Here is a 23,387-nt window from a genome sequence, read left to right as displayed (position 1 = left end):
ACGTACATTATCGAGATTCTAAAGATTATAATTACTTTCTCGGGAATGTTTATTGTTTTTAAAAATGTAAATGAATATTCAGTAAATCATTGTAGTTTGTTGTACTTTTAATGCAGATTTTGAAAATTTTATTTTGACTCAAAATCAGAAACATCTGAAAGCGTATCAACACAATGAAACAAATTAGAACATACGATGTTGTTGTAATAGGTAGCGGTTTAGGCGGATTGGTTTCGGCTTTATTACTAGCACGTGAAAGTAAAAAAGTGTGTGTTTTAGAGAAAAATAATCAGTACGGCGGTAATTTGCAAACATTTGTACGTGATAAAACCATATTAGATACCGGTGTTCATTATATTGGCGGATTGCATCCCAATGAAAATTTAGGCAGTTATTTTTCATATCTTGATATTTTAAACGATTTAATCTTAGAGCAGCTCAACCTCAATCAGTTTGATGTAATCAGCTTTGGCAACGAAACCCTTCAATATCCGCAGGCACAGGGATACGATAATTTTGTCCGCCAACTTTTAAACTATTTTCCCGAAGAAGAACAAGCCCTTAAAAAATACATAGAAACCATTCGTTATTATTGTAGCCAGTTTCCGCTGTATCATCTTAAAAAAGGGGTTGGTTATAATGAAGAACTGATGAGGCATTCCGTAACATCGGTAATGTCAACAATCACTTCAAATACTAAGCTAAAAGCGGTGTTGCTGGGCAATAATTTCCTGTATGCTTTAAACGGAGGGCACACGCCGTTTTATGTACACGCTTTAACGGTAAATTCGTATATTCAAAGTGCGTGGCGGTGCGTAAAAGGCGGCAGTCAGTTAACCAAAGCTTTTGTAAGGCAATTAAGGAAGCATCAGGCAGATTTGTTTAAACATCAAAAGGTAAACAAATTAAACTTTAACCATTCGGTGTTAGAAAGTTGTGAAACCGAAGATACCATTTATAAAGCCTCCCAATTTGTGTCGGATATCGATTTAAAGCAATTGTTTTCACTATTTAATGAGGAGAACCAGCGCAAACCTTACATTAAAAGAATAAACAGTTTAACAAACGGACCATCGGTTTTTTCTGTGCATTTGATTTTAAAACCCGAAACGGTTCCGTATTTTAACCACAACATTTATCATTTTGAATCAGAAGATGAGGTGTTTCAATGTTCTGATAACTGGACAGATAACCGACCCAAAATGATGGTTATTACCACCAATCCGCATAAAAAACAGTCAGAATTTACTCAAAGCATTTCGCTGATGACTTATATGGATTATGAACAGGTGCAGAAATGGAAAGATACGTTTAACACCGTTAAAAAAGAGCAGGACAGGGGAGAGGATTATGGGGTTTTTAAAGATCGTATTGCTTCAAATATGATCGAATTACTGACAAAATATTTTCCGGATATTAAGCAGCAGATACAATCGGTTCATACCTCGTCGCCGCTTTCATACCGTGATTATATCGGTACTGCAGACGGCACCATGTACGGGTTTGAAAAAGATAGTGACCAACCTCTAAAAACACTGATTTCTCCAAAAACCAAAATTGATAATTTGTTTTTAACCGGACAAAATCTACGATTGCACGGCATTTTAGGAGTAACCATTACTGGTTTTTTAACAGTGGCAGAGATGGTGGGCAAAGAAGATTTTTTTGATAAGGTATTTAAAAAAGTGGGATATGAAAAAAATTAGCTTAGTATTTCTCTTTTTTTCAATGGTAAGCTGTTCCGGTATTAAAAATCTTAAAAAGGAAACAGAGGTTTATCAAAACCAACTGGCTAAGCAATCGGTTAACTTAAGCCATTCCGATGTCTTAAACCGGTCTGAAAACGGAAACTGGCAATTGCGAATCGGCGGAAATCCTTATGAACTGGGCTACAAAAAAGGATTGCTTACTCAGAAATTATATCATTATCAGGAACATATTTTCTTTGATAAAGTTGCTGAAATCATTCCAAATCCTTCCAAACAAAAAAAATTATTGCTGTTTTTAAAGTGGTACAACCGTTTTATATTAGATGATGTTCCGTTAGAATTAAAACAGGAACTTTTTGCCCTTTCTGCCTTTGGCAGCAATACCTTTAACGATTTGGGAACAAAATTTGAACGCAATTTACTGTTGCACAGTTCGCATGATATTGGTCACGCCATGCAGGATTTAATGTTGGTGGGCTGTTCGTCAGTTGCTCTGTGGGGCGATTATACCGAAGATGGAAATTTGCTTATTGGTCGTAATTTCGATTTTTATGTAAACGATGCTTTTGCAAAAAATAAAATCGTTGAATTTATCCGCCCTGAAAAGGGGTATAACTATGCGTCGGTTACCTGGCCTGGAATGGTGGGCGTGGTTTCGGGAATGAACGAAAAAGGGTTGACCGTTACGCTGAATGCCGGCAAATCGTCTATTCCGTTGCGTGGCAAAACGCCGGTTTCTATTGTGGCACGTTACATTTTGCAAAATGCGGAGAATATTGATGAAGCGGTTCAGATTGCACAAACATTTGAGGTTTTTGTGTCAGAATCTTTTTTGATAGGAAGTGCCCGGGATAACAAAGCGGTTGTTATTGAAATGAGTCCTAAAAAGTTTGATGTGTACGAGCAGCAGAACGGAAAATTAATCTGTACCAACCATTTTCAGTCTAAAAGTTATCAGTCTGACAGGCGTAATCAGCAACACATAGAACATTCACATTCGCAGTATCGTTTAGAAAAATTAGAAGAATCTTTTCCCGAAAAACAAACGTATCAGGTAGATGATGTTTTAAATGTCTTGCGGGATGTATCGGGGCTGCACCATCAAAATATTGGTTTGGGTAACGAAAAAGCATTAAATCAATTAATGGCACATCATGCGGTGATCTTTCAACCTCAAAAATTAATAATGTATGTTTCAAACAATCCGTACCAATTAGGTGCTTTTGATGCGTATGACTTAAAAGATATTTTTTCTGGAAACGAATTAAAACCCGTAAAACGAATGGAATTACCTGCAGATGATTTTATTTCGTCATCAGCCTTCAAAAACTATCGTTTATATAAGAAGGCAGAAGAAATTATAGAGCATTCCATTGACGGAAAAACGGTGCTATCAGAAGATTTTCTGAATGATTTTGCCTGGTTAAATCCCGATTTGTGGCGTACCTGTAAATTGTTGGGCGATTATTATATGGTGCAGCAAAACTGGCAAAATGCGGTAAAAAATTACGAACTTGCCCTGCAAAAAGAAATCAGTTCAGAAACAGAACGAAAAGCAATTATCAAGAATCATCAAAAAGCCCTGAAAAAGTTATGATACCTGAAATAGAAACCAAAAACCAAGCGGAAATAGAAGCTTTTCAAAACGATTTGTTGCGAAAACAGATTGCGTATTTAATGGAAAAATCACCTTTTTATCAACGCAAATTTAAATCGGAAAATATTCAGACTGATACCATCAGAACCACAGATGATTTGTTAAAAATTTCGGTAACCACCAAAACCGATTTGCAATTGTATAACGATGATTTTTTATGCGTTCCCAAACACGAAATTCTCGATTATGCCACTACTTCGGGCACGTTGGGCGATCCGGTTACTTTTGGACTAACAGATAATGATTTAGACCGTTTGGCGTATAACGAACTGTTGTCTTTTCGGTGTGCCGGTGTTCAAAAGGGCGATCTGGTACAGTTAATGACGACCATTGACCGACGGTTTATGGCAGGTTTGGCGTATTTTTTAGGACTTCGGAAATTAGGTGCGGGTATTGTTCGGGTTGGGGCAGGAGTGCCGCCTTTACAATGGGATTCTATTTTGCGGTATCACCCAAAATACCTGATTGCCGTTCCGTCTTTCCTTCTTAAAATGATTGAATATGCCGAAGAAAATACTATCGATTATAAAAACAGTTCGGTAAAAGGAGTGATTTGCATTGGCGAAGCTTTGCGTACCACCGATTTAACCCCTACGCTTTTAGCCAGTAGAATCCGTGAGAAATGGAACATTGATTTGTATTCTACTTATGCATCTACCGAAATGAGTGCTGCGTTTACCGAATGTAACCAGTTTCAGGGCGGGCATCATCACCCCGAATTAATCATTACTGAAATTTTAGACGATGCCGGAAACAGAGTAAAAGACGGCGAATTGGGCGAATTGGTCGTTACCACTTTGGGTATTGAGGCCATGCCGTTACTGCGTTTTAAAACCGGAGATCTGGTTCGCAAGCATACTGCTGTTTGTTCATGCGGAAGAACCACGTATCGTTTAGGTCCTGTGGAAGGCAGAAAGCAACACATGATAAAGTACAAAGGCACCACGTTATACCCACCCGCCATGCACGATGCCGTGGCACATTTTAAAGAAGTAAAACTGCATTTAATAGAAATATCGTCTAACGAAATTGGAACAGATGAAATAGTTGTCCGTTTATTTTCAACCGATACTTCTGATGAGTTTTCAGGCAAATTAAAAGATTATTTTCGCGCAAAATTACGCGTAACACCACAGATTGTTTTTGAAGATGAATTAACTTTGCAAAAGATTATTTTTGATCCTTTAATTAGAAAACCTTTAACATTTATAGATAAGAGATAAGAACTTTTTATCTTTGAACAAAAAAGAAAAAGATGACAAAACAAGTACGCGTTCGGTTTGCCCCGAGTCCCACCGGTCCTTTGCATATAGGCGGTGTAAGGACGGCTTTATTTAATTATCTGTTTGCTAAGAAAAACAACGGTGTGTTCTATGTACGTATAGAAGATACCGATCAGAACAGATTTGTTCCCGGAGCAGAAGATTATATTTTTGAATCGTTAAAATGGTTGGGCATCCAGCCTGATGAAACCATTGGTAAAAACGAAAAATTCGGGCCGTACCGTCAAAGCGATCGCAAACATCTGTACAAACAGTACGCATTGGATCTGGTTCACAACGGATTTGCTTATTATGCTTTTGACACTGCCGAAGATTTAGATGCCCTGCGCAAAGAAACCGAAGCTAAAGGAGGCGTTTTTATTTACAACCACACGGTTCGCAACGGTCTGAAAACTTCATTGAATATGCCCTTAGAAGAATTAGAAGCCCGTTTGTACAATAAAGACCCGTACGTGATTCGTTTTAAAATGCCGGTAGACGAAAAATTGGTTTTGAACGATATGATCCGTGGTGAAGTAACTTTTGATACCTCTTTGTTAGATGATAAAGTACTGTATAAATCAGATGGCATGCCAACCTACCATTTAGCGAATATCGTTGACGATCATTTGCAGGAAACCTCTCACGTAATCCGTGGTGAAGAATGGTTGCCTTCGTTGCCTTTGCATTATTTATTATATCGTTCTTTTGGGTGGAATGCACCTGAATTTGCCCATTTACCATTGATTTTAAAACCGGTGGGTAACGGAAAATTATCAAAACGTGACGGTGATAAATTAGGATTTCCCGTATTTCCGTTAGATTGGAAATCTGAAACCGGGGAAATGGCAATGGGATACCGTGAAAAAGGTTATTTCCCGGAAGCAGTAATAAATTTTTTGGCGTTACTAGGTTGGAACGATGGCACTGATAAAGAAATTTTTACATTAGGTGAACTGGTGCAGGCGTTTGATTTGGTACGCGTAAACAAATCGGGTGCAAAATTTGATCCGGAGAAAAACAAATGGTTCAATCATCAAATTTTGGTTCATAAAGAAAACAGCGAACTGGCTATGTTTTTAAAGCCGGTTTTAGAACAAAAGCAAATCACAGCAACAGATGAAACCATAGAAAAAGTAATTGGTTTGGTAAAAGATCGTGCCGATTTAATTACAGATTTGTATGATTTAGTAGATTTCTTTTTTGTGGCACCTGAACAATACGACGAAAAAGCGGCAAAAAACTGGAAAGATGATACGGCCGATTTAATGCAACAGGTTATCTCGGTGATAGAAAATGTTGAAAATTTCGATCCCAAAGAAATTGAAACCACCGTTAAAACCTGGATTCAGGAAAATGAACTGGGTATGGGTAAAATTATGCAACCGCTTCGCGTTTCAATAGTTGGCGCTATGAAAGGCCCCGATTTATTTGAAATTATTTCTGTATTAGGCAAACAAGAAACCGTAAAAAGAATAAATAATTGCATAACGCATTTCAAAAAACGCCAATTTTAACAATTTAAAATTTTGTAATTAAAAAAAGAGTTCTATTTTTGGGATGTGATTAGCAAATGCCCAAATGTTAATTGCATTATGATATTTTTTTCATATCAACAACAACAATTTTTTTCTAAATTTTTCTAAATCCCATTCCCTAAAATGGGATTTTTTATTATCTTCGTTTTCACCTAATTAATGAAAAATTTTTATGAAAAAATATCTTTTTTTATCAATAATAACCTTCGGATTTTTATTTTCCTGCGGTTCATCTGACGACTCTAAAAAAGAAGAAGTTCAAACATCTCAGGGCGAATGGGTGCCACAGCAAATCCAATTAATAAAAATTGTTCCGGTATATACGGTAGCTTATCCGCATACTGCGGGTTGTACCAAAGATTTTTTGCAGTTGTCAACCGACAATACCGCTAAATTTTTTCATTATGAAGGAAGAAGTTGTGAGGAAACAGAATATGAAAATGCGTTTCAAAGAAGCGGAAACAATGTTTCTTTAAACATAATGAGTTATCAGATCAGCGGAACCATTACCACCGAAACAGAGACCAATATGGTTATTGAAAGCGATATTTCAGAATATGTACCTTTAATAAAAGCCATGTTCCCCGAATATGAACAATACCTGAGCGTATTAGAGGGCGGAACGGTAAAATTATCATTAAACAAAAAATAACAGCAGACCTCTTTGAAAAAAGAGGTTTTTTTTATATCTTACCAAAAAACAATTTAAAATGATTACACTTTACATTATCATTGCTATTTTTTTTATAATAGTACTATCGCTTTTCACCGTTAAGCAACAAACGGCGGTTATTATTGAACGTTTTGGAAAATATCATTCTATACGTAATTCGGGTCTGCAGTTTAAAGTTCCTTTAGTAGATCGTATCGCCGGACGATTAAACCTTCGTATCCAACAGTTAGATGTGATTATCGAAACAAAAACCAAAGACAATGTTTTCGTTAAAATGAAGGTTTCTGTTCAGTTTAAAGTGGTACAGGAACGTGTTTATGAGGCTTTTTATAAGTTAGAATATCCGCACGATCAAATTACTTCGTATGTTTTTGATGTGGTACGTGCCGAGGTGCCAAAATTAAAATTAGACGATGTTTTTGAACGAAAAGACGATATTGCAATTGCCGTAAAACGCGAGCTGAACGATGCAATGGTAACTTACGGGTACGACATCATCAACACGCTGATTACAGATATTGACCCGGATATACAGGTTAAACATGCCATGAACCGTATTAATGCCGCTGATCGCGAAAAAACAGCAGCAGAATATGAAGGAGAGGCAGAACGTATCAGAATTGTTGCAAAAGCAAAGGCAGAAGCAGAGTCAAAACGTTTGCAAGGGCAGGGGATCGCCGATCAAAGAAGGGAAATTGCCCGTGGATTGGTAGAATCGGTTGATGTGTTAAACAGCGTAGGAATCAATTCGCAGGAAGCATCGGCATTAATTGTGGTTACGCAACATTATGATACGTTGCAATCCATCGGAGCAGAGAATAATTCCAATTTAATTTTATTGCCCAATTCCCCACAGGCAGGCAGCGATATGCTGAACAATATGGTGGCATCGTTTACAGCCAGTAACCAGGTGGGCGAGGCAATGAAAAAAGCTGGCGATAAGAGCAATAGCAATAAAGGCTATCAAAAGCCAAAAAATAACCCGCCGCAAACAGATAATTTTACATCGGGTTTTGAGGATTAATACATCAAGAGGAGGCTGTCCCAAAAGGGCAGCTTCTTTGGTTTATGGATAATATAGGTTTTATGCAGCTACTTTATAAGATGGGTCAATTCTGACAAAAACAGCATTTTTTTGACTTGTTTATCATACGAGCTCAAGATACATATGAGGGTATAAACACAAAAAAAATCCCGAAAATTTTCGGGATTTTTGCGTTTTGAGACTTTTTAGACAGCCTCTTTTTTTTATATCTCAAAACCGATATTTACGCCTAATTTCATCGAAATCAGTTTTTGCAGTTTCAGTTGTAAATCGGGAATGGTTACCGAAGACAAAACCTCATCGGTAAAAGCGTACATTAATAATGCTTTAGCTTCTTTTTTAGGGATTCCGCGTTGCTGCATATAGAACATCGCTGATTCGTCTAACTGACCAATGGTACAACCGTGCGAACATTTCACATCATCGGCAAAAATTTCTAATTGCGGTTTGGTGTTTAATGTAGCTTTATCTGTCAACAAGATGTTGTTGTTCTGCTGAAAAGCATCAGTCTTTTGGGCAATTTTGTCAACATAAATCTTTCCATTGAAAACACCTGTAGAGCGATCGTCATAAATTCCTTTATAGTTCTGATGCGATTCACAGTTTGGTTGTGCGTGATGTACCAGCGTGTAATGGTCAACGTGTTGCTTGTCACCAATAATGGTTACGCCTTTTAAGGTAGAATCAATACGTTCTCCTTTATGATAGAAGTTCAAATTATTTCTTGTGATATTTCCACCAAAAGAAAAAGTATGAACCGAAACGCGGGATTCTTGTTTTTGGTCGATATACGTATTATCAACCAAATTTGCGGTTTGTACATCGTTTTGTAATTTGTAGTAATCTACAATGGCACGTTTTGATGCAAAAATTTCGGTTACGCTGTTGGTAAACATTGCTGTATCAGTTAACGCTTGGTGACGCTCAATGATTTGAACATGTGCGTTTTCGCCAACAATAACCAGGTTACGCGGTTGTACAAAGTTTGAAGAATCGCCTGTTGTGAAATATAAAATCTCGATAGGTTTTGATACCACCGTAGATTTTGGAATGTTGATATACGCTCCTTCAAAAGCGTAAGCCGTGTTTAAGTTGGTTAAGCTGTCTTCTTTGTTGGCTATCTGGTTAAAATAGGTATCAATAACCATCTTGTATTTAGGTTTTGTCAATGCCGACGACATTAAACAAACATCTAAACCATCGTGCGTTGTTGACGACAAATGCGATGAAAACACTCCATTAATGAAAACGACTTTGTACGTATCCACATCGTTTAAAAAGTATTTTTTTACATCTTTCCAATCAACATCTGTTTCGTTTTTAGGCAGAATGTTGTAGTCGGTTGCCAAAACAGCATTTAACGATGTATATTTCCACGCTTCCTCTTGTTTGGTTGGAAAACCTTTATTTTCAAACACCTTTAAGGCTTCGTTACGAACGTCGTGTAAATCTGATTCGATATCTACTTTTTGTTCAAATGCCAGAAAAGATGACAATAATTTTTCTTTTAAATCCATTGTTATTTGGTTTAAAGTCTAAATTTAAAGTTTAAAAGTTGAGAACTTTGAACGTTAAACCTGAAACTTTTCAAACTTATTTATTTTACCCAATCGTACCCTTTTTCCTCTAATTCCAAAGCTAATTCTTTGCCTCCGGTTTTAACGATTTTTCCATCGTGTAATACATGAACAAAATCAGGTACGATATAATCTAACAAACGTTGGTAGTGCGTAATTACAATTACCGCGTTGTTTTCGTTTTTCAATTTATTTACACCGTTTGCAACTATTCGCAATGCATCAATATCCAATCCGGAATCTGTTTCATCTAAAATAGCCACTTTAGGATCTAACATCGCCATCTGAAAAATTTCGTTACGTTTTTTCTCTCCGCCCGAAAAACCTTCGTTTAATGAACGAGAAAGAAATTTACGATCGATTTCCAATAACTCTGATTTTTCTTTGATCAATTTCAGCATTTCGTTAGCAGGCATGTCTTCCAAACCTTTTGCTTTTCGCGATTCGTTGATGGCTGTTTTTATGAAGTTTGTTACCGAAACACCAGGAATTTCAACAGGATATTGAAACGACATAAAGATTCCTTTGTGTGCACGTTCTTCAGGAGCTAAATCAGCTAAATCTTCTCCTTCTAAAATGATTTCACCTTCAGTTACTTCAAAATTCTCGTTACCTGCAATTACTGATGATAAGGTTGATTTTCCGGCACCGTTTGGTCCCATGATCGCGTGAACCTCACCTGCTTTCACTTCAAGATTGATTCCTTTTAATATTTCTTTGTCCTCTACAGAGGCGTGTAGATTTTTTATTGTTAGCATTGTTTATAAAATTTTATGCTTTGTTTTTATTTACTTTCTAACCTTGTCAGAGTTTGGAACTCTGACAGGGTTTTATATATATTATCCCACAGAACCTTCCAACGAAATTTCCAACAATTTCTTGGCTTCTACGGCAAATTCCATTGGTAGTTTATCTAAAACCTCGCGTGAGAACCCATTTACGATTAAGGCAATTGCTGTTTCTGTCGGAATACCGCGCTGGTTGCAGTAGAAAATTTGATCTTCGCCAATTTTACTTGTCGTGGCTTCGTGTTCTAGTTTTGCCGATGAATTTTTTGATTCGATGTATGGAAACGTGTGTGCTCCGCATTCATTACCCATCAACAACGAGTCGCATTGCGAAAAGTTACGTGCGTTTTCGGCTCTTGCACCAATCTGTACCAGTCCGCGGTAAGAATTCTGTGATTTTCCTGCTGAAATTCCTTTGGAAATAATGGTTGATTTGGTGTTTTTACCCAAATGAATCATTTTCGTTCCGGTGTCTGCCTGCTGAAAATTATTGGTTACGGCAATCGAATAAAACTCTCCTACCGAATTATCGCCTTTCAGGATACAAGATGGATATTTCCACGTTACTGCCGAACCTGTTTCAACCTGTGTCCACGAGATTTTGGCATTTTTCTCTGCCAGACCGCGTTTGGTTACAAAGTTAAAAACACCTCCTTTTCCTTCTTTATCGCCCGGAAACCAGTTTTGAACGGTTGAATATTTAATCTCGGCATCGTTCATCGCAATTAATTCCACCACTGCGGCGTGCAACTGATTTTCATCACGACTTGGAGCTGTACAACCTTCTAAATAAGAAACATACGAGCCTTCATCAGCAATCAGCAATGTACGTTCAAACTGACCTGTTCCTGCCTGGTTGATGCGGAAATACGTTGATAATTCCATTGGGCAGCGAACGCCTTTTGGGATGTAACAGAATGAACCGTCTGAAAACACGGCCGAGTTTAATGCAGCGTAGAAATTATCCGTTCTCGGTACCACTGTTCCAATGTATTTTTTTACCAGTTCGGGATGTTCTTTAATGGCTTCGGAAATAGAACAGAAAATGATTCCTTTCTCGTTCAGTGTTTCTTTAAAAGTGGTAGCAACCGAGATTGAATCAACTACAATGTCCATTGCAATGTTGTTCATCCGTTTTTGTTCTTCGATAGAAATTCCAAGCTTTTTATACATTGCCAACAATTCCGGATCAACATCATCTAATGTTTTATTGGCATCGGCCTGTTTGGGTGCCGAATAATAAGAAATTGCCTGGAAATCGGGTTTTTCGTAGGTTACGTTTGCCCAATTAGGTTCGGTCATTTCTTTCCAAACGCGAAAAGCCTCCAAACGCCATTCGGTCATCCATTCGGGCTCATTCTTCTTTTTAGAAATGGCACGGACAATATCTTCGTTCAGACCCACAGGAAAGGTCTCAGATTCTAAATTGGTATAAAATCCGTACTCGTATTCCTTGGTTTCTAATTCTTTCTTTAATTCTTCTTCTGTGTATTTTGACATATTTTTCGTCTTAAAGTTTAAAAGTCTAATATCTTAAAGTCGTTTAACTTTATGACTTCCGACATTGGACTATAAAGAAAATGATTCCCCACAACCACATGTTCTGGCTGCATTAGGGTTGTTAAAAACAAATCCTTTTCCGTTTAAACCACCTGAATATTCTAAAGTTGTACCCACTAAATACAGAAAACTTTTTTTATCTACAGCGATTTTTACACCATTGTCTTCAAAAATCTTATCGTTTTCTAATGCATTTTCATCAAACTTTAGTTCATATTCCAATCCTGAACAACCACCGCTTTTCACTCCCACACGAATGAAGGCTGTTTCGGGGTTTAATCCATCATCTTCCATCAACATCTTAGCTCTTTTTGCAGCCGATTCTGATACTTTTATCATGATTTTCGGGTTTTAAATTTTACTAACTGCAAAGATAGGCACAAAATATGATTTTTATCATATTAATAACAATATTATAACTTATAGACTTATAAGTAAAATTTATATAAAAAACCACCCTGTAAAAACAGAGTGGCTAAAAATAAATTATTTAAGATTTTTTAGAAGGTAAATTTAACTGATGCGTTCCATGTGCGGCCGTATCCAAAATAAACCTGGTTACTTGTATTAATGCCTTTGTAAGCTGTTTCGCCTTCTGCACCTGTTAATTGATTAGCTGTATTAGATTGCGAAATATATTCTGTATCGAACAGGTTGTTTACGTTAACGCGGAAACTTAAACGGTTTTTATCTGTTAAGTTTAAGCCGTAAGAGATACCTGCATCAACCAATTGGAAAGAAGGCAACATCAAGTTTTCTTTTTCCTGACGGTTGGCATACAAATCCTGGTAATAACGGTAATCTGCATCGATAGATAAATTTGGTAAAATTTTGTATTTAGCACCTAAACCAAAAGTTGTTTGTGCGGCATTACCTACTTTTCCACCGTCTAAATCACGCATAGAAGTTTCTAAAATTTCGCGGTCTTCTGTTCTGATTTCTGTAACGGTACTTCCTTTGTAAATCCAGTCACCAATAGAAGCAAACCCTTTTACTTCCAAATTATACAACGGTTTTGCCTGAATATCTAATTCAATTCCTTTATGGTCTTGTTTCACACCACGGTTTACCGTAAACAATTGTTGACCTGCTAAATGCGGATAATCCGGATCTGTTGAAGAAACTGTTTCCACGGATGACTCTACTCGGTTTGCCCAAGTGGTTTTGTAAGCATTTACGTTAACAGCTACAAATTCTGATACGAATTTATATCCCAATTCCAAACCAACAATGTCTTCATTTTTGGTAAAAGGATTTACTGCGTTTCCAAAACTCAGGTAAATATTATCGTGATAAGGCTGACGCGAATAAACACCTGCATTTCCAAAAAACGTATGTTTATTGTCAATGTTATAACTTAAACCACCTTTTATGTTGTAACCAACATTATTGACTTTTTCTGATTTTTCTTCAGCTTCTGTGTACTGGTAAGGATCCCAGCGTACATGTGACTGATTTGATACTGCTCCCTGAAAGAAAGCCGAGAAACGGTCGGTAGCGTATTCCAACTGAGCGAATAATCCTCCGTAATTGATGGTTTCTGAATAATCATATCCATATTTATCTTCCGGATTTTTTGCAAATTGCGACAACACTTTCCATGGATTGGTTGAAAACGTGTTGCGAATTTCGTTATTTGGATCTCTTAAACGGGTAGAAGTATTGTCAATAAAGTATGTTCCCCCCATTAAATCTGTTAACTGACGAAAGTGATCACCGTGGTAAGATCTTAAATCAAACCCTACATTGAAGGATAAATTCTCATTAAAATCACGGTTATAATTGGTTACCAGACCATACCAGGCGTGGTTGTTTACAGAAGCACGAACCACAGAATTTGATTCCCCTCTCAATACATTAGCATCGTATATCGACTGATAATCTTTAGTCCCTGTTCCATCCTGCATTACAGGAGCAAAAGCACCTGCAGAACCTGTCCCTCCACCACGTCCCCAAGACGCATAAATAACGGTAGATAGGTTAGATAATTCATCAATTTTCCAATCCCAGTTCAAATTAGATACAGGTTTGTGATAATAATTTCTTCGGTCGTTAAACGCTTTCCCGTTTAACATTCCCCAGTTATTGTTAAATTTTTTTCCAAAAAGATCATACCCGGGAGTTCGTACTGTTCCATCGTCATTTTTAACAGTTGCAATAGGTTTCGCATAATTCTGATCATGCCACTGTGGAGCCCCTGTAATCAAAAAGTTGAAATTGTGTTTTTGATTTGGTTTATATCCAATAGACACAAAATAATTTTGTCCTTGCCCTGCAGTCATATCGTTATAACCGTCACCTTGCCAATGAGACAATAAAGCAGTTACACCCCAACCGTTTTCCAACAACCCTGTGCTGTATCCTGCTGTAGTTTTAAAATAATTATCGTTACCTAAACCAGCTTTTAAAAATCCGCCCTGGTTCATTTCAGTAGCCTTAGTAATAAAGTTAATGGTGCCTCCTACTGATGAAATAGCTAATTTAGAAGACCCTAAACCTCGCTGAATCTGGATTGCATTGGCAATATCAGACATCCCTGACCAGTTAGACCAATATATGTTTCCATCTTCCATACCGTTAATTGGCTGTCCGTTTAATAAGAACGCTGTGTTTGATTGGTCAAAACCGCGTGTGTACATTTGTGTATCTCCAAAACCAGACGATTCACTTGTTACATAAACTGACGGGGTGTTCACCATGGTTCCGGTAATATCGCGCGCACCAACTTTTTCTTCAATGTCAGCTCCTTTTATTGTAGAAACTGCAATTGGCGTTTTACGACCTTCGGCAACATCGATTACACCACGAGCCATTACTACAATTTCATTTAAAGATTCTGAACTTTCACTTAAATAGATTGTGCCTAAGTTTATTTGGTTTTCTGAACTGAAAACAAAACTAACCGTTTTGGTTACATAACCCATTGATGCGATTTCAACCTGTCCTTGAACCAATTCTGTTGAAATAGTAAATGTTCCGTCTTCATTTGTTACGAAACCATCAGCAGTTCCACGAACGTGAACTTCAACACCTGACAAAGCTGTTTGCTTATCTGCATCATAAACAACTCCTGTTAATTTGTTTTGTGCATAAGAGGCAGTGCTTGCAAAAAGGGCAATTGTTACCAGCGTGCTTAAACGATTTTTCATTGTTGTACTTGTTAAGTTTTTGGCAAAAATAAATCATTTATCACTTCTGTTTTTATGAAAATCACAAAGATAACCTTGTTTTAATCGTTTAATAACAATCATTTCTTTTAATTAACCATTAAATGATCAATATAAAATTTAGTAAAAAATGAGGTTTTATAAAAATAAATCTAAATTTTTATACCGACTACTCTGTATGAACTCATTCTAAATTACATACTGTTTTTTTTATGTTGCACAAAGACATGCAGAATTAACAACAAAAAGCAACTTAAAAGTTGCTTTTTGTGATATAGTGAAGATCTTAATTTAAGTTATTTTACTTGCCACATTAAATGGATATATCCTGTTTTATAATGGGTTTTTAAAACCTTTACTTCATAAAAATATGTTCCTGTTGGCAGGATCTTTCCATTATTATCCTGACCAAACCATTCATTAACATAATCTGATTTTGAATAAACCTTTTGTCCAAATCTGTTATAAATGTTTAATTCATCGACAAAATATCCTTCTAAATTTAAAAAATCGTTTTTACCGTCTCCATTAGGAGAAATTCCTTTAGGCAAATCAAACTCAGGAATATCTGTATCTGCGCATCTGCTACAAACCGGATTTGGATCCTGAATATAATCAGAACTTATATTGACGGTATTTGTAAATGCGGAAAAGTGGTCAAGAGGTACACGGAGCGTTACATTGTACACAACCTCTTCATTTGGGTCTAACAAATGGATCACATCAACTAAATCGCCGGTTCCCGATTTACCGTTACCTGACCAGGACATTTCAGTGGTTTCATGCGGCATTAAATCTTCAACCAAAACATCAATTGCTCTTTGTGGACCTTTGTTTATTACTTTGATTGTATATTCTAATTGTTCTCCATGAACATAAAAATCACGCCCGTCGTCTTTAACTGCATCAATATCGGCAATATAAGGAGCAATAGTAGATGTGTCTGTGTTATTAGACATTTTTGTATCTTCTAAAGTACCTGAAATGGTTGCTTTATTTACATAATCTCCCAAATTAGTAATACGGCAATCAATTGTTAATACTTCTGTCTGGTTGGGAGCTAGAACACCTACGTTCCATACTCCTGTATCGCTATTATACGTTCCTACTGATGCCGTAGATGAAACATACATAAATCCATTGGGAAGAATATCGGTTACAACCGCATTGGGCTCTGTAAAGTACGGATTTAAATTTGTTACTGTAATTGTAAAGGTTACATCTAAATCTTCTTGTTTTGTGGTTTCTTTAATAATTTCAAGATCTGAACAAGGAACAACATCGACCGATACCGGAGCAGAAATACCCGACAAACCGCAATCTCTCATTACCTGAACAGCATAACTACCCGATTCTGTAACAATAAGCTTATTGGTGGTAGTGGTTTCATATTTGGATCCATTTAAAAGCCACACATATTGAGAGTATCCACTTTCTGCTTCTAATGTGATGCTACAATCGGCATTCCGTTTTGCAACAACAGGCATTTCTGCAGCTTCACCAAATGATGAGAAAAACGCCGACATAGAAAACCCGCTACCTTGCTGAACCAAACTTGATGTTAAAGGCAATGCCGATGTTAGAACAATGTTTGTTGGATTGTTTACATTAATGTCATTAAAAGTAATTAAATAAAGTCCCGTATTGCCAATAGGGACACGTAAATTACCTGTGAGAACTTCTATGTTTTGACCGCCAATAAATACCGGTACGGTTGGACTTTCTATTATACAAAATCCAAAATAAGGCAAATCGTTATTATTGTAATTAATAAATTTTCTCGTTTGGATATTCAATGAACCGGCACAGCCTCCTATAGGCAGTACTGTTGAAATATCTGTTTCACAATCAACCGCTGTACCAGAATACACAATAACCGGTTTATCTGCTTCTATTAAACTTGTTGAAAACAAATTAGCTCCGTCTCCGTGGTAAAATGTATATGTTTGTCCGGCAAATCCTAAATTCTGGGTTATTGGTGCACCAAATGCTGTTCCATTAGGACTGAAATGATTGATGTTAATGATTGTATTGGGCTCGGTAGCAACAACAGTGGTTTGTTCTGAACCATAACCTGCCGGTTGCTGTCCTGCAGTAGCCGGTGTTCCTTCACCACGAACAACCATATATTTGGTTCCTAAGGAATGTACAGGTGCAATTTGGTCAAAGGTTCCGTCTTCTCCATTCGCTCCACAGGTTTGCGGCGTATCACCATAACTTCCCACATTCATGACAACGACTTTATTGCTTACTACTTGTGTACCTGGTGCAGCAGTAAACAAATAGCTTTGACCTTTATTCAAAGTAATAACCTGCGAAAAAATATCAACCTGGGTGTCATCTTCTGTTGCCATTACAGAATAGACAGGATTGTCTCCTACCAAGCCTATCGTTGATGTTCTGTAATACCCCACCCTAAATTCTAATCCTAATCCTTCATAACCAAAACTAACCAAAGATGCATTTCCTTTTATGTTAGCAGAGTTACTTAATGGAGCATCCGACGCAATATTTCTTAAATTTACCAGAACAGGATGTGAAGCGGTAACAATCAACCCGCGATCATCATAAACTGTATTAATATCATTTCGTGGTGTTGCTGTAAAAGCACCTTGAAATCTATATGACACAGGATTATTTGCTGTTAAAGTTAGATTGGTGATTAGTGTTCCATCGCTTCTTCTTAATTCTACCGAAACAGTAGCAGCTGGCTCTGTTGTTCCAATTACAATTTCATTTGCATCGTTCCAATACTGCCAGGGTGCCGGTGCTATATAATGTTCTTTATAATACTGAGCTTGTACCTGAAAACCTAAAATTAACAGTAAGATCAAGTAGTGTTTTTTCATCATAATCAGTTTTATTAACAAATATATCAAAAAGACCTAATGTTTCGTTATATTTTTATGGAATCTTTTAAAAATAACATAAACTGCAACATATTTTTCATTTAAACATAAGTGGTTAAAATTCAGTCATTTATATTACGATATCAGATTCATAGATATATCATTTAGCACAGTAAGTATATAAAAACTTACTGCTCACAGATATTGAATGCGACGTATTCAACCATTTCTATATTATTTTGTAAGGACTCTGTATATCAGTAAGTATTTTATAATGCACTACGGGTAATAAAAAATGTAGTATGTTTCCCTCGATTGTGTTAAAGAAAAACATCTTTACAAAAAATGCGACGAATAAACGTCGCATTTTTTTAAATTTCTTTTACATTATTTGCCTTATTTACATCTGCCATTAATTCTGACGGATCAATAACAATGGCTTTTATTTTTTTCCCTTTCGTATCAAATTTAAAACTGTAGGTAGGATACGCCCAATCCCAACCTTCTAAAACAGTTCGTGAGATTTCAGGATACGGATTCTCTTTCGTCCAACGCATCAACGTATTTGGTATATAAAAACTTTCTGTTGATTCATCTTCATAAACCACCAATAAATCAATAGGCATTGGCATTCTGCCGATGCGCTCTAAAGTGATATTTGCTTCGTTCCCTTTAACCTCTGTGTTTTTAATAGCGTAATCAATCGTGTTTGTGGTTTGTGTCCAGTCAACCAAATACCAATCTAAAACAGCACCTGAAACACGTTCTGCGGTACGTTTAAAATCGTTTGGTGTAGGATGCGAGAAACGATAATCGTAATAAAAACGTTTTAATGTTTTAAACGTATTATCCCAACCAATCACATACGCCAATTGTGTAATAAACACAGCTCCTTTTGTGTAAGCCGAAATACCGTAATTCATATTGTCGTCAAAACGGTCAGCATGTGTAGAAAGGGGTTGTTCATGTCCTTTTCTCACCATATAATTATAATTACCGTACATGCTTTGGAAAGGATTTTCATCTTCCTGATTTTTCTTATCCATGATTTGATTTACCGCAAAATCTGAGATAAAAGAAGTAAAACCTTCGTCCATCCAGCCATGCTTGCTTTCGTTGGTAGCTAACATATGCTGAAACCACATATGTGCAAACTCGTGAGCGGTAACACCTATTAAACTCGGCAGGCTGCGTTTCCCAGTAATCAGCGTACACATGGCATATTCCATTCCGCCATCACCACCTTGAATAATTGAGTATTGTTTGTAAGGATATTCGCCAATGGTTTTATTAAAAAACTCTAACAACTTAACGGTTTCTGGTTGCAGTTTTTTCCAGTTATCTTTAATATCGGCATCATTTTTATAGAAGAAATGCAGTTCCACATTATTTGGACCCATCACTTTATCGTGGATAAAATCAGGATCGGCACCCCAGGCAAAATCGTGTACATTTGGTGCGATAAAATGCCAGGTTAACGTTTTTTGTTTTTTTGGCGTATTGACTTTCACACCTTCATCTTGGTAACCGTGACCAATTTCATTCTTATTCTGAAGATAACCCGATGCACCAATGGTATATTTTTTATCGATGGTGATTTTTACGTCAAAATCTCCCCAAACACCGTGAAATTCACGTCCGATATATGGATCGGCATGCCAACCTTCAAAATCGAATTCTGCCATTTTAGGATACCATTGCGTCATTGACAATGCCACGCCTTCATCAGAATTTCGCCCGGCACGGCGTACCATTACCGGCACTTGTCCGTTGAAATTCATTGTAAAAGTAGTTTTAGCTTTTGGTACTAATGGTTTTGCAAGCTCAACTTCTAAAATGGTTCCTACCACTTTGGTTTTTAAAAGTGTGCCGTCTTGTTTTAAATCGTTTACTTTTAAATACCCGATTTCGGTTGACTTTAATTCAGATAGTTTACTTTCTTTTTTTTCAATGCCATCGGCACCTTTAAACGATTTCACCATACGCGGATCGGGATCGGAAATTGAAAGTAAACGTGCGTCCATTTCGCTTCCCGGTTGAAATGCGTTAAAATATAAATGGTAAAAAACTTTTGTCAGTGTATCGTTAGAATTGTTGGTATAAACCAACTCCTGTGTTCCTGAATATTGAAATTTTTCAACATCCATTGTCACATCCATTTTGTAATCAACGTGCTGTTGCCAGTAACCCGGATTTGGGTTTTTATGCTGTGCAACAACAGCCGTTGAAGTGGTAATTAATAAAAGTAAAAGCTTTTTCATAAGCATTTAATTAAAAATATAAGGCAACCTTCTACAAGTTGCCCTATGTTTATCTGTTTATTTAAAATTATTTTTTCCCTTTTGAAATTTTATCTGCCATAATTAAGGCATTGTAAAGATTCACGAATTTTCCTGAAGTAGAAATATCTTTAAAGTTGCGTTTGTCTTCTTTGTTTCCTGAAACGATTACTTCCTGATTTACTGCCACACCCGAGTCTTTCATGATTTGTTTTACCTGAGCTGCAGTTAAATTTGGATAATATGAACGAATCATTGCCGCAACACCAGCCGCATTTGGCGATGCCATTGATGTTCCTTGTAAATACTCATATTTTGCATAAGGAACCGTAGCATAAATTTTAACACCCGGTGCAAATACATCTACATCAACAGATCCAAAGTTAGAGAAGTTTGCTACCATTTTTTCACCAAATGCCGGGTTTAATGCACCAACAACCAAGAAATTATCAGCAATTTCAGTATTTGTACCTTCAATACGGTCGTTAGGGTAACGTTTGATTTCTTCTCCGCTTGCCGGATTTAAATCCATAGCATCGTTACCTGCCGCAACAACAATTAACACATCTTTTTTAGCTGCATATTTAATTGCATCTTGTACCCATTGGCTGTTTTGGGCAAAGTATTTACCAAAACTGCCGTTGATTACTTTTGCTCCGTTATCGGCTGCATAGCGAATTGCCAAAGCGATGTCTTTATCGTATTCATCACCATCTGGCACTGCACGAACCGACATAATTTCTACATTGTTTGACGCTACGCCATCGCCACCAACATTGTTGTGACGTGTTTGCGCAATGATACCGGCAACGTGTGTTCCGTGTTTTGCATGATCGCGGTTACCCATTACGTCGTTGTTTCCGTAATCTTTATCGTTGATGTCGAAAATATCATCGTTTGTTTTACGTCCTTTAAAATCAGGATTTAAGTTATAATCTAACTGACCGTTAACGTACCCTTCAAAATCTTTTAAATAATCATTTGCAGCTCCGCCACCGGCAGTTAACATATAGCAAATGTTTTTGGCTTTTGTTACTTCTTCAGGTGCATCAGCCGGAATTTTATCTAAATCTGCTTTTGTAAAGCTCTCTTGTTTTAAGTATTCTGCCACTTTTTTGTGTGCATCTTGCAACATGGTCAAACGTGCTTTATATGGTTCTAATTCTGCACGTTTTTCTTCTAATTCTTTAACAGCTCTCTTGTATTCTTCTGAACCGTCATCGCCACGAGAAACAATACGGGTTAACTCTAATTGTTCTTCATTGGTTTCTCCTAAAATATTCCAACCGTGCATATCATCTACATATCCGTTTTTATCATCATCTTTACCGTTTCCTGCTTTTTCTTTGGGATTGGTCCATATTTGTGGCTTTAAATCCGGATGATCTATCTCGATTCCTGAATCAATTACAGCTACAATTACTTTTTTACCTTCTTTCCCTTTAATGATTTCTTCGTACGCACGGTCAACAGACATTCCCGGAATCGTATCTTTTAAAATATCTAAGTGGCTCCAGCGTTGTAATTCGCTTTCTGGCAAAGCAGACTTACGTGCCGGTAGATTTACTGTTTCAATTGGTTTTAACGTACTTAAATCGCTTAGATACGATGTTTGTGCCGTTTTACAACTTGTTAAAGCTAAAGCTACTAAAGCTGATAAATAAATAGATTTGTTAATTTTCATATTTGATAAAACTTACTTTACTAATTTGTATTTAAAATAATGAATGTGTTACACCGTGAAATCATAAAATATCGTTAACAGAAAAAACTTCGTTTAAGCGAATGCCTTTTTCTGTTTCTTTTACCGTGATGATATGGTTGTGGGCATCGTGTTCTAAAAACAGATAATAATTATTTAGCGCTGCTTCTTTCAAAAACTGGTCTTTCTCTGATAAAGTAAGCAACGGACGCGTATCGTATCCCATGACATACGGCAACGGAATGTGACCGGCAGTTGGCAATAAATCGGCACAGAAAACAATGGTTTTGTCCTGATATTTTATATGCGGAATCATTTGTTTTTCGGTGTGACCATCTACAAACAAAACACCAAAATTTAATTCGGAATGATTTATTAGCGGATTGTTCGTTGTTTCAATAAATTTTAACTGTCCACTTTCTTGAATCGGCAAGATATTTTCAGACAAAAACGATGCTTTTTCACGTGCGTTTGGTTCGGTAGCCCAGTTCCAATGGTTTTCGTTGCTCCAATATGTTGCATTTTTAAAAGTGGTTTCGTATCCTGTACGCGAATTGTTCCAAGAAACTGCACCACCGCAATGATCAAAATGCAAATGCGTTAAAAATACATCGGTAATATCGTTTTTACTGAATCCTTTTTGTTTTAAAGAATGCTCCAAATCAAAATTACCCCACATATTGTAAAAGCCAAAAAACTTATCGCTTTGTTTATTGCCCATACCGGTATCAATCAAAATTAAACGGTTTCCGTCTTCAATCAATAAACAACGAGCTGCCAGATCAATCTGGTTATTAGCATCGGCAGGATTGGTTTTGTTCCACAATACTTTAGGCACCACTCCAAACATAGCACCGCCGTCTAACTTAAAATTTCCTGCTTCAATAGCGTGAAGTTTCATTTTTGTTCTGTTTTTTAAATGAGTTAGTAAAAATAGCAATAAAAATAGTAATTAGCCAATTTGTTAATGAGCGAATTAAAAAATCTGTATTTTTGCCTGACATTTTATTTTATGAACCAAACCTATCCAAAAACCGAAAAATTAAAAAAGAAAAAGTACATTGATTTGCTTTTCTCTGAAGGACGCACGGTTACGAAATATCCGTTGCGGTTGGTTTACGTGCCGGTAAAAGATTTAGAGGTGCCTTTGCAAATGGGTGTTTCGGTTTCTAAAAGATATTTTAAAAAAGCGGTTGACCGCAATTATTTTAAACGGGTTTTGCGCGAATGCTACCGTTTAAACAAACAAATTCTTTTAAATGATTTACAAGAACCTTACGTTATGATGTTCTTTTACCAAACCAAAGAACGACTGACCTACACAGAAATTGAAGAAAAAACCAAACAGCTTTTTGAGAAGTTTACAGATACCTTACAAAAAACGCCCTGATTAAAATAATTAGGGCGTTTTTTACAATATACTTTATTACAAGAATACATTATACAGAAAAGTAAGACTATTTCTTCACCAGCTTTTTAACCGCCATACCTTCATTGGTTTGTAAATGTAATAAATACGTACCGCTTGCTAAGTTTTCTACATGTAGCTGTATTTCGGTTTGTTCATTAAAGTTTTGGGTA

At 36.7% G+C, this 23,387-nt stretch carries 16 protein-coding genes; 7 read left to right on the top strand and 9 right to left on the bottom strand.

Annotated elements, in window-relative coordinates; all coding sequences use genetic code 11:
* Nucleotides 1–173 precede the first annotated feature (173 nt).
* From BLW20_RS02135 to BLW20_RS02110, 6 genes are all read left to right on the top strand, one after another.
* Complete coding sequence (locus BLW20_RS02135) at nt 174–1,706, top strand: phytoene desaturase family protein (RefSeq protein WP_091095834.1); 1,533 nt, start codon at nt 174–176, stop codon at nt 1,704–1,706.
* Entirely contained in the window at nt 1,693–3,306 is a 1,614-nt protein-coding gene (locus BLW20_RS02130; protein ID WP_091095832.1) for a C45 family autoproteolytic acyltransferase/hydolase, read from the top strand. The genes BLW20_RS02135 and BLW20_RS02130 overlap by 14 nt, the downstream gene beginning before the upstream one ends.
* Complete coding sequence (locus tag BLW20_RS02125) at nt 3,303–4,589, top strand: flexirubin biosynthesis putative acyl-CoA ligase FlxY (protein ID WP_091095831.1); 1,287 nt, start codon at nt 3,303–3,305, stop codon at nt 4,587–4,589. Before BLW20_RS02130 ends, BLW20_RS02125 begins: the two co-directional genes overlap by 4 nt.
* Nucleotides 4,590–4,621: 32 nt before the next feature.
* Nucleotides 4,622–6,145, top strand: coding sequence for a glutamate--tRNA ligase (gene gltX / locus BLW20_RS02120; RefSeq protein WP_091095829.1), 1,524 nt, complete (start codon nt 4,622–4,624; stop codon nt 6,143–6,145).
* A 193-nt stretch (nt 6,146–6,338) separates the two neighbouring features.
* Nucleotides 6,339–6,818, top strand: coding sequence for a hypothetical protein (locus BLW20_RS02115; RefSeq protein ID WP_091095827.1), 480 nt, complete (start codon nt 6,339–6,341; stop codon nt 6,816–6,818).
* Nucleotides 6,819–6,876: 58 nt separating this feature from the next.
* Nucleotides 6,877–7,863, top strand: a complete 987-nt coding sequence (locus tag BLW20_RS02110; protein ID WP_091095825.1) for an SPFH domain-containing protein — start codon at nt 6,877–6,879, stop codon at nt 7,861–7,863.
* 224 nt (nt 7,864–8,087) lie between these two features.
* Here the strand turns inward: BLW20_RS02110 and sufD are convergent, their stop codons facing one another.
* From sufD to BLW20_RS02065, 9 genes are all read right to left on the bottom strand, one after another.
* Nucleotides 8,088–9,401, bottom strand: coding sequence for a Fe-S cluster assembly protein SufD (sufD, locus tag BLW20_RS02105; protein ID WP_091095823.1), 1,314 nt, complete (start codon nt 9,399–9,401; stop codon nt 8,088–8,090).
* An 80-nt stretch (nt 9,402–9,481) separates the two neighbouring features.
* A complete protein-coding gene (gene sufC / locus BLW20_RS02100) occupies nt 9,482–10,219 on the bottom strand; it encodes a Fe-S cluster assembly ATPase SufC (protein ID WP_091095820.1) in 738 nt (245 codons plus the stop codon).
* 81 nt (nt 10,220–10,300) lie between these two features.
* Nucleotides 10,301–11,749: a Fe-S cluster assembly protein SufB gene (sufB, locus tag BLW20_RS02095; RefSeq protein ID WP_091095818.1), complete on the bottom strand. Its 1,449-nt coding sequence runs from the start codon at nt 11,747–11,749 to the stop codon at nt 10,301–10,303.
* 69 nt (nt 11,750–11,818) lie between these two features.
* Nucleotides 11,819–12,148 carry a HesB/IscA family protein gene (locus BLW20_RS02090; RefSeq protein WP_091095816.1) on the bottom strand — a complete coding sequence of 110 codons (330 nt, stop codon included), beginning with the start codon at nt 12,146–12,148 and terminating at the stop codon, nt 11,819–11,821.
* Between the two features lie 161 nt (nt 12,149–12,309).
* Entirely contained in the window at nt 12,310–14,958 is a 2,649-nt protein-coding gene (locus BLW20_RS02085) for a TonB-dependent receptor (protein ID WP_091095814.1), read from the bottom strand.
* A 314-nt stretch (nt 14,959–15,272) separates the two neighbouring features.
* Entirely contained in the window at nt 15,273–17,825 is a 2,553-nt protein-coding gene (locus BLW20_RS02080) for a T9SS type B sorting domain-containing protein (protein ID WP_245725257.1), read from the bottom strand.
* Nucleotides 17,826–18,196: 371 nt separating this feature from the next.
* Entirely contained in the window at nt 18,197–20,086 is a 1,890-nt protein-coding gene (locus BLW20_RS02075; protein ID WP_091095857.1) for a M1 family metallopeptidase, read from the bottom strand.
* Between the two features lie 67 nt (nt 20,087–20,153).
* Complete coding sequence (locus BLW20_RS02070; RefSeq protein WP_091095810.1) at nt 20,154–21,788, bottom strand: S8 family peptidase; 1,635 nt, start codon at nt 21,786–21,788, stop codon at nt 20,154–20,156.
* Nucleotides 21,789–21,849: 61 nt separating this feature from the next.
* Entirely contained in the window at nt 21,850–22,707 is an 858-nt protein-coding gene (locus tag BLW20_RS02065; protein WP_091095809.1) for an MBL fold metallo-hydrolase, read from the bottom strand.
* A gap of 111 nt (nt 22,708–22,818) precedes the next feature.
* Between BLW20_RS02065 and rnpA the strand changes: the two genes are divergently transcribed.
* Nucleotides 22,819–23,196, top strand: coding sequence for a ribonuclease P protein component (rnpA, locus tag BLW20_RS02060; protein WP_091095855.1), 378 nt, complete (start codon nt 22,819–22,821; stop codon nt 23,194–23,196).
* Nucleotides 23,197–23,387: the final 191 nt, after the last annotated feature.

Origin of the sequence: Paenimyroides marinum (assembly GCF_900108395.1) — a bacterium.
Lineage (GTDB): Bacteria > Bacteroidota > Bacteroidia > Flavobacteriales > Flavobacteriaceae > Flavobacterium > Flavobacterium marinum.
This window is presented reverse-complemented; position numbering and strand designations above follow the sequence as displayed.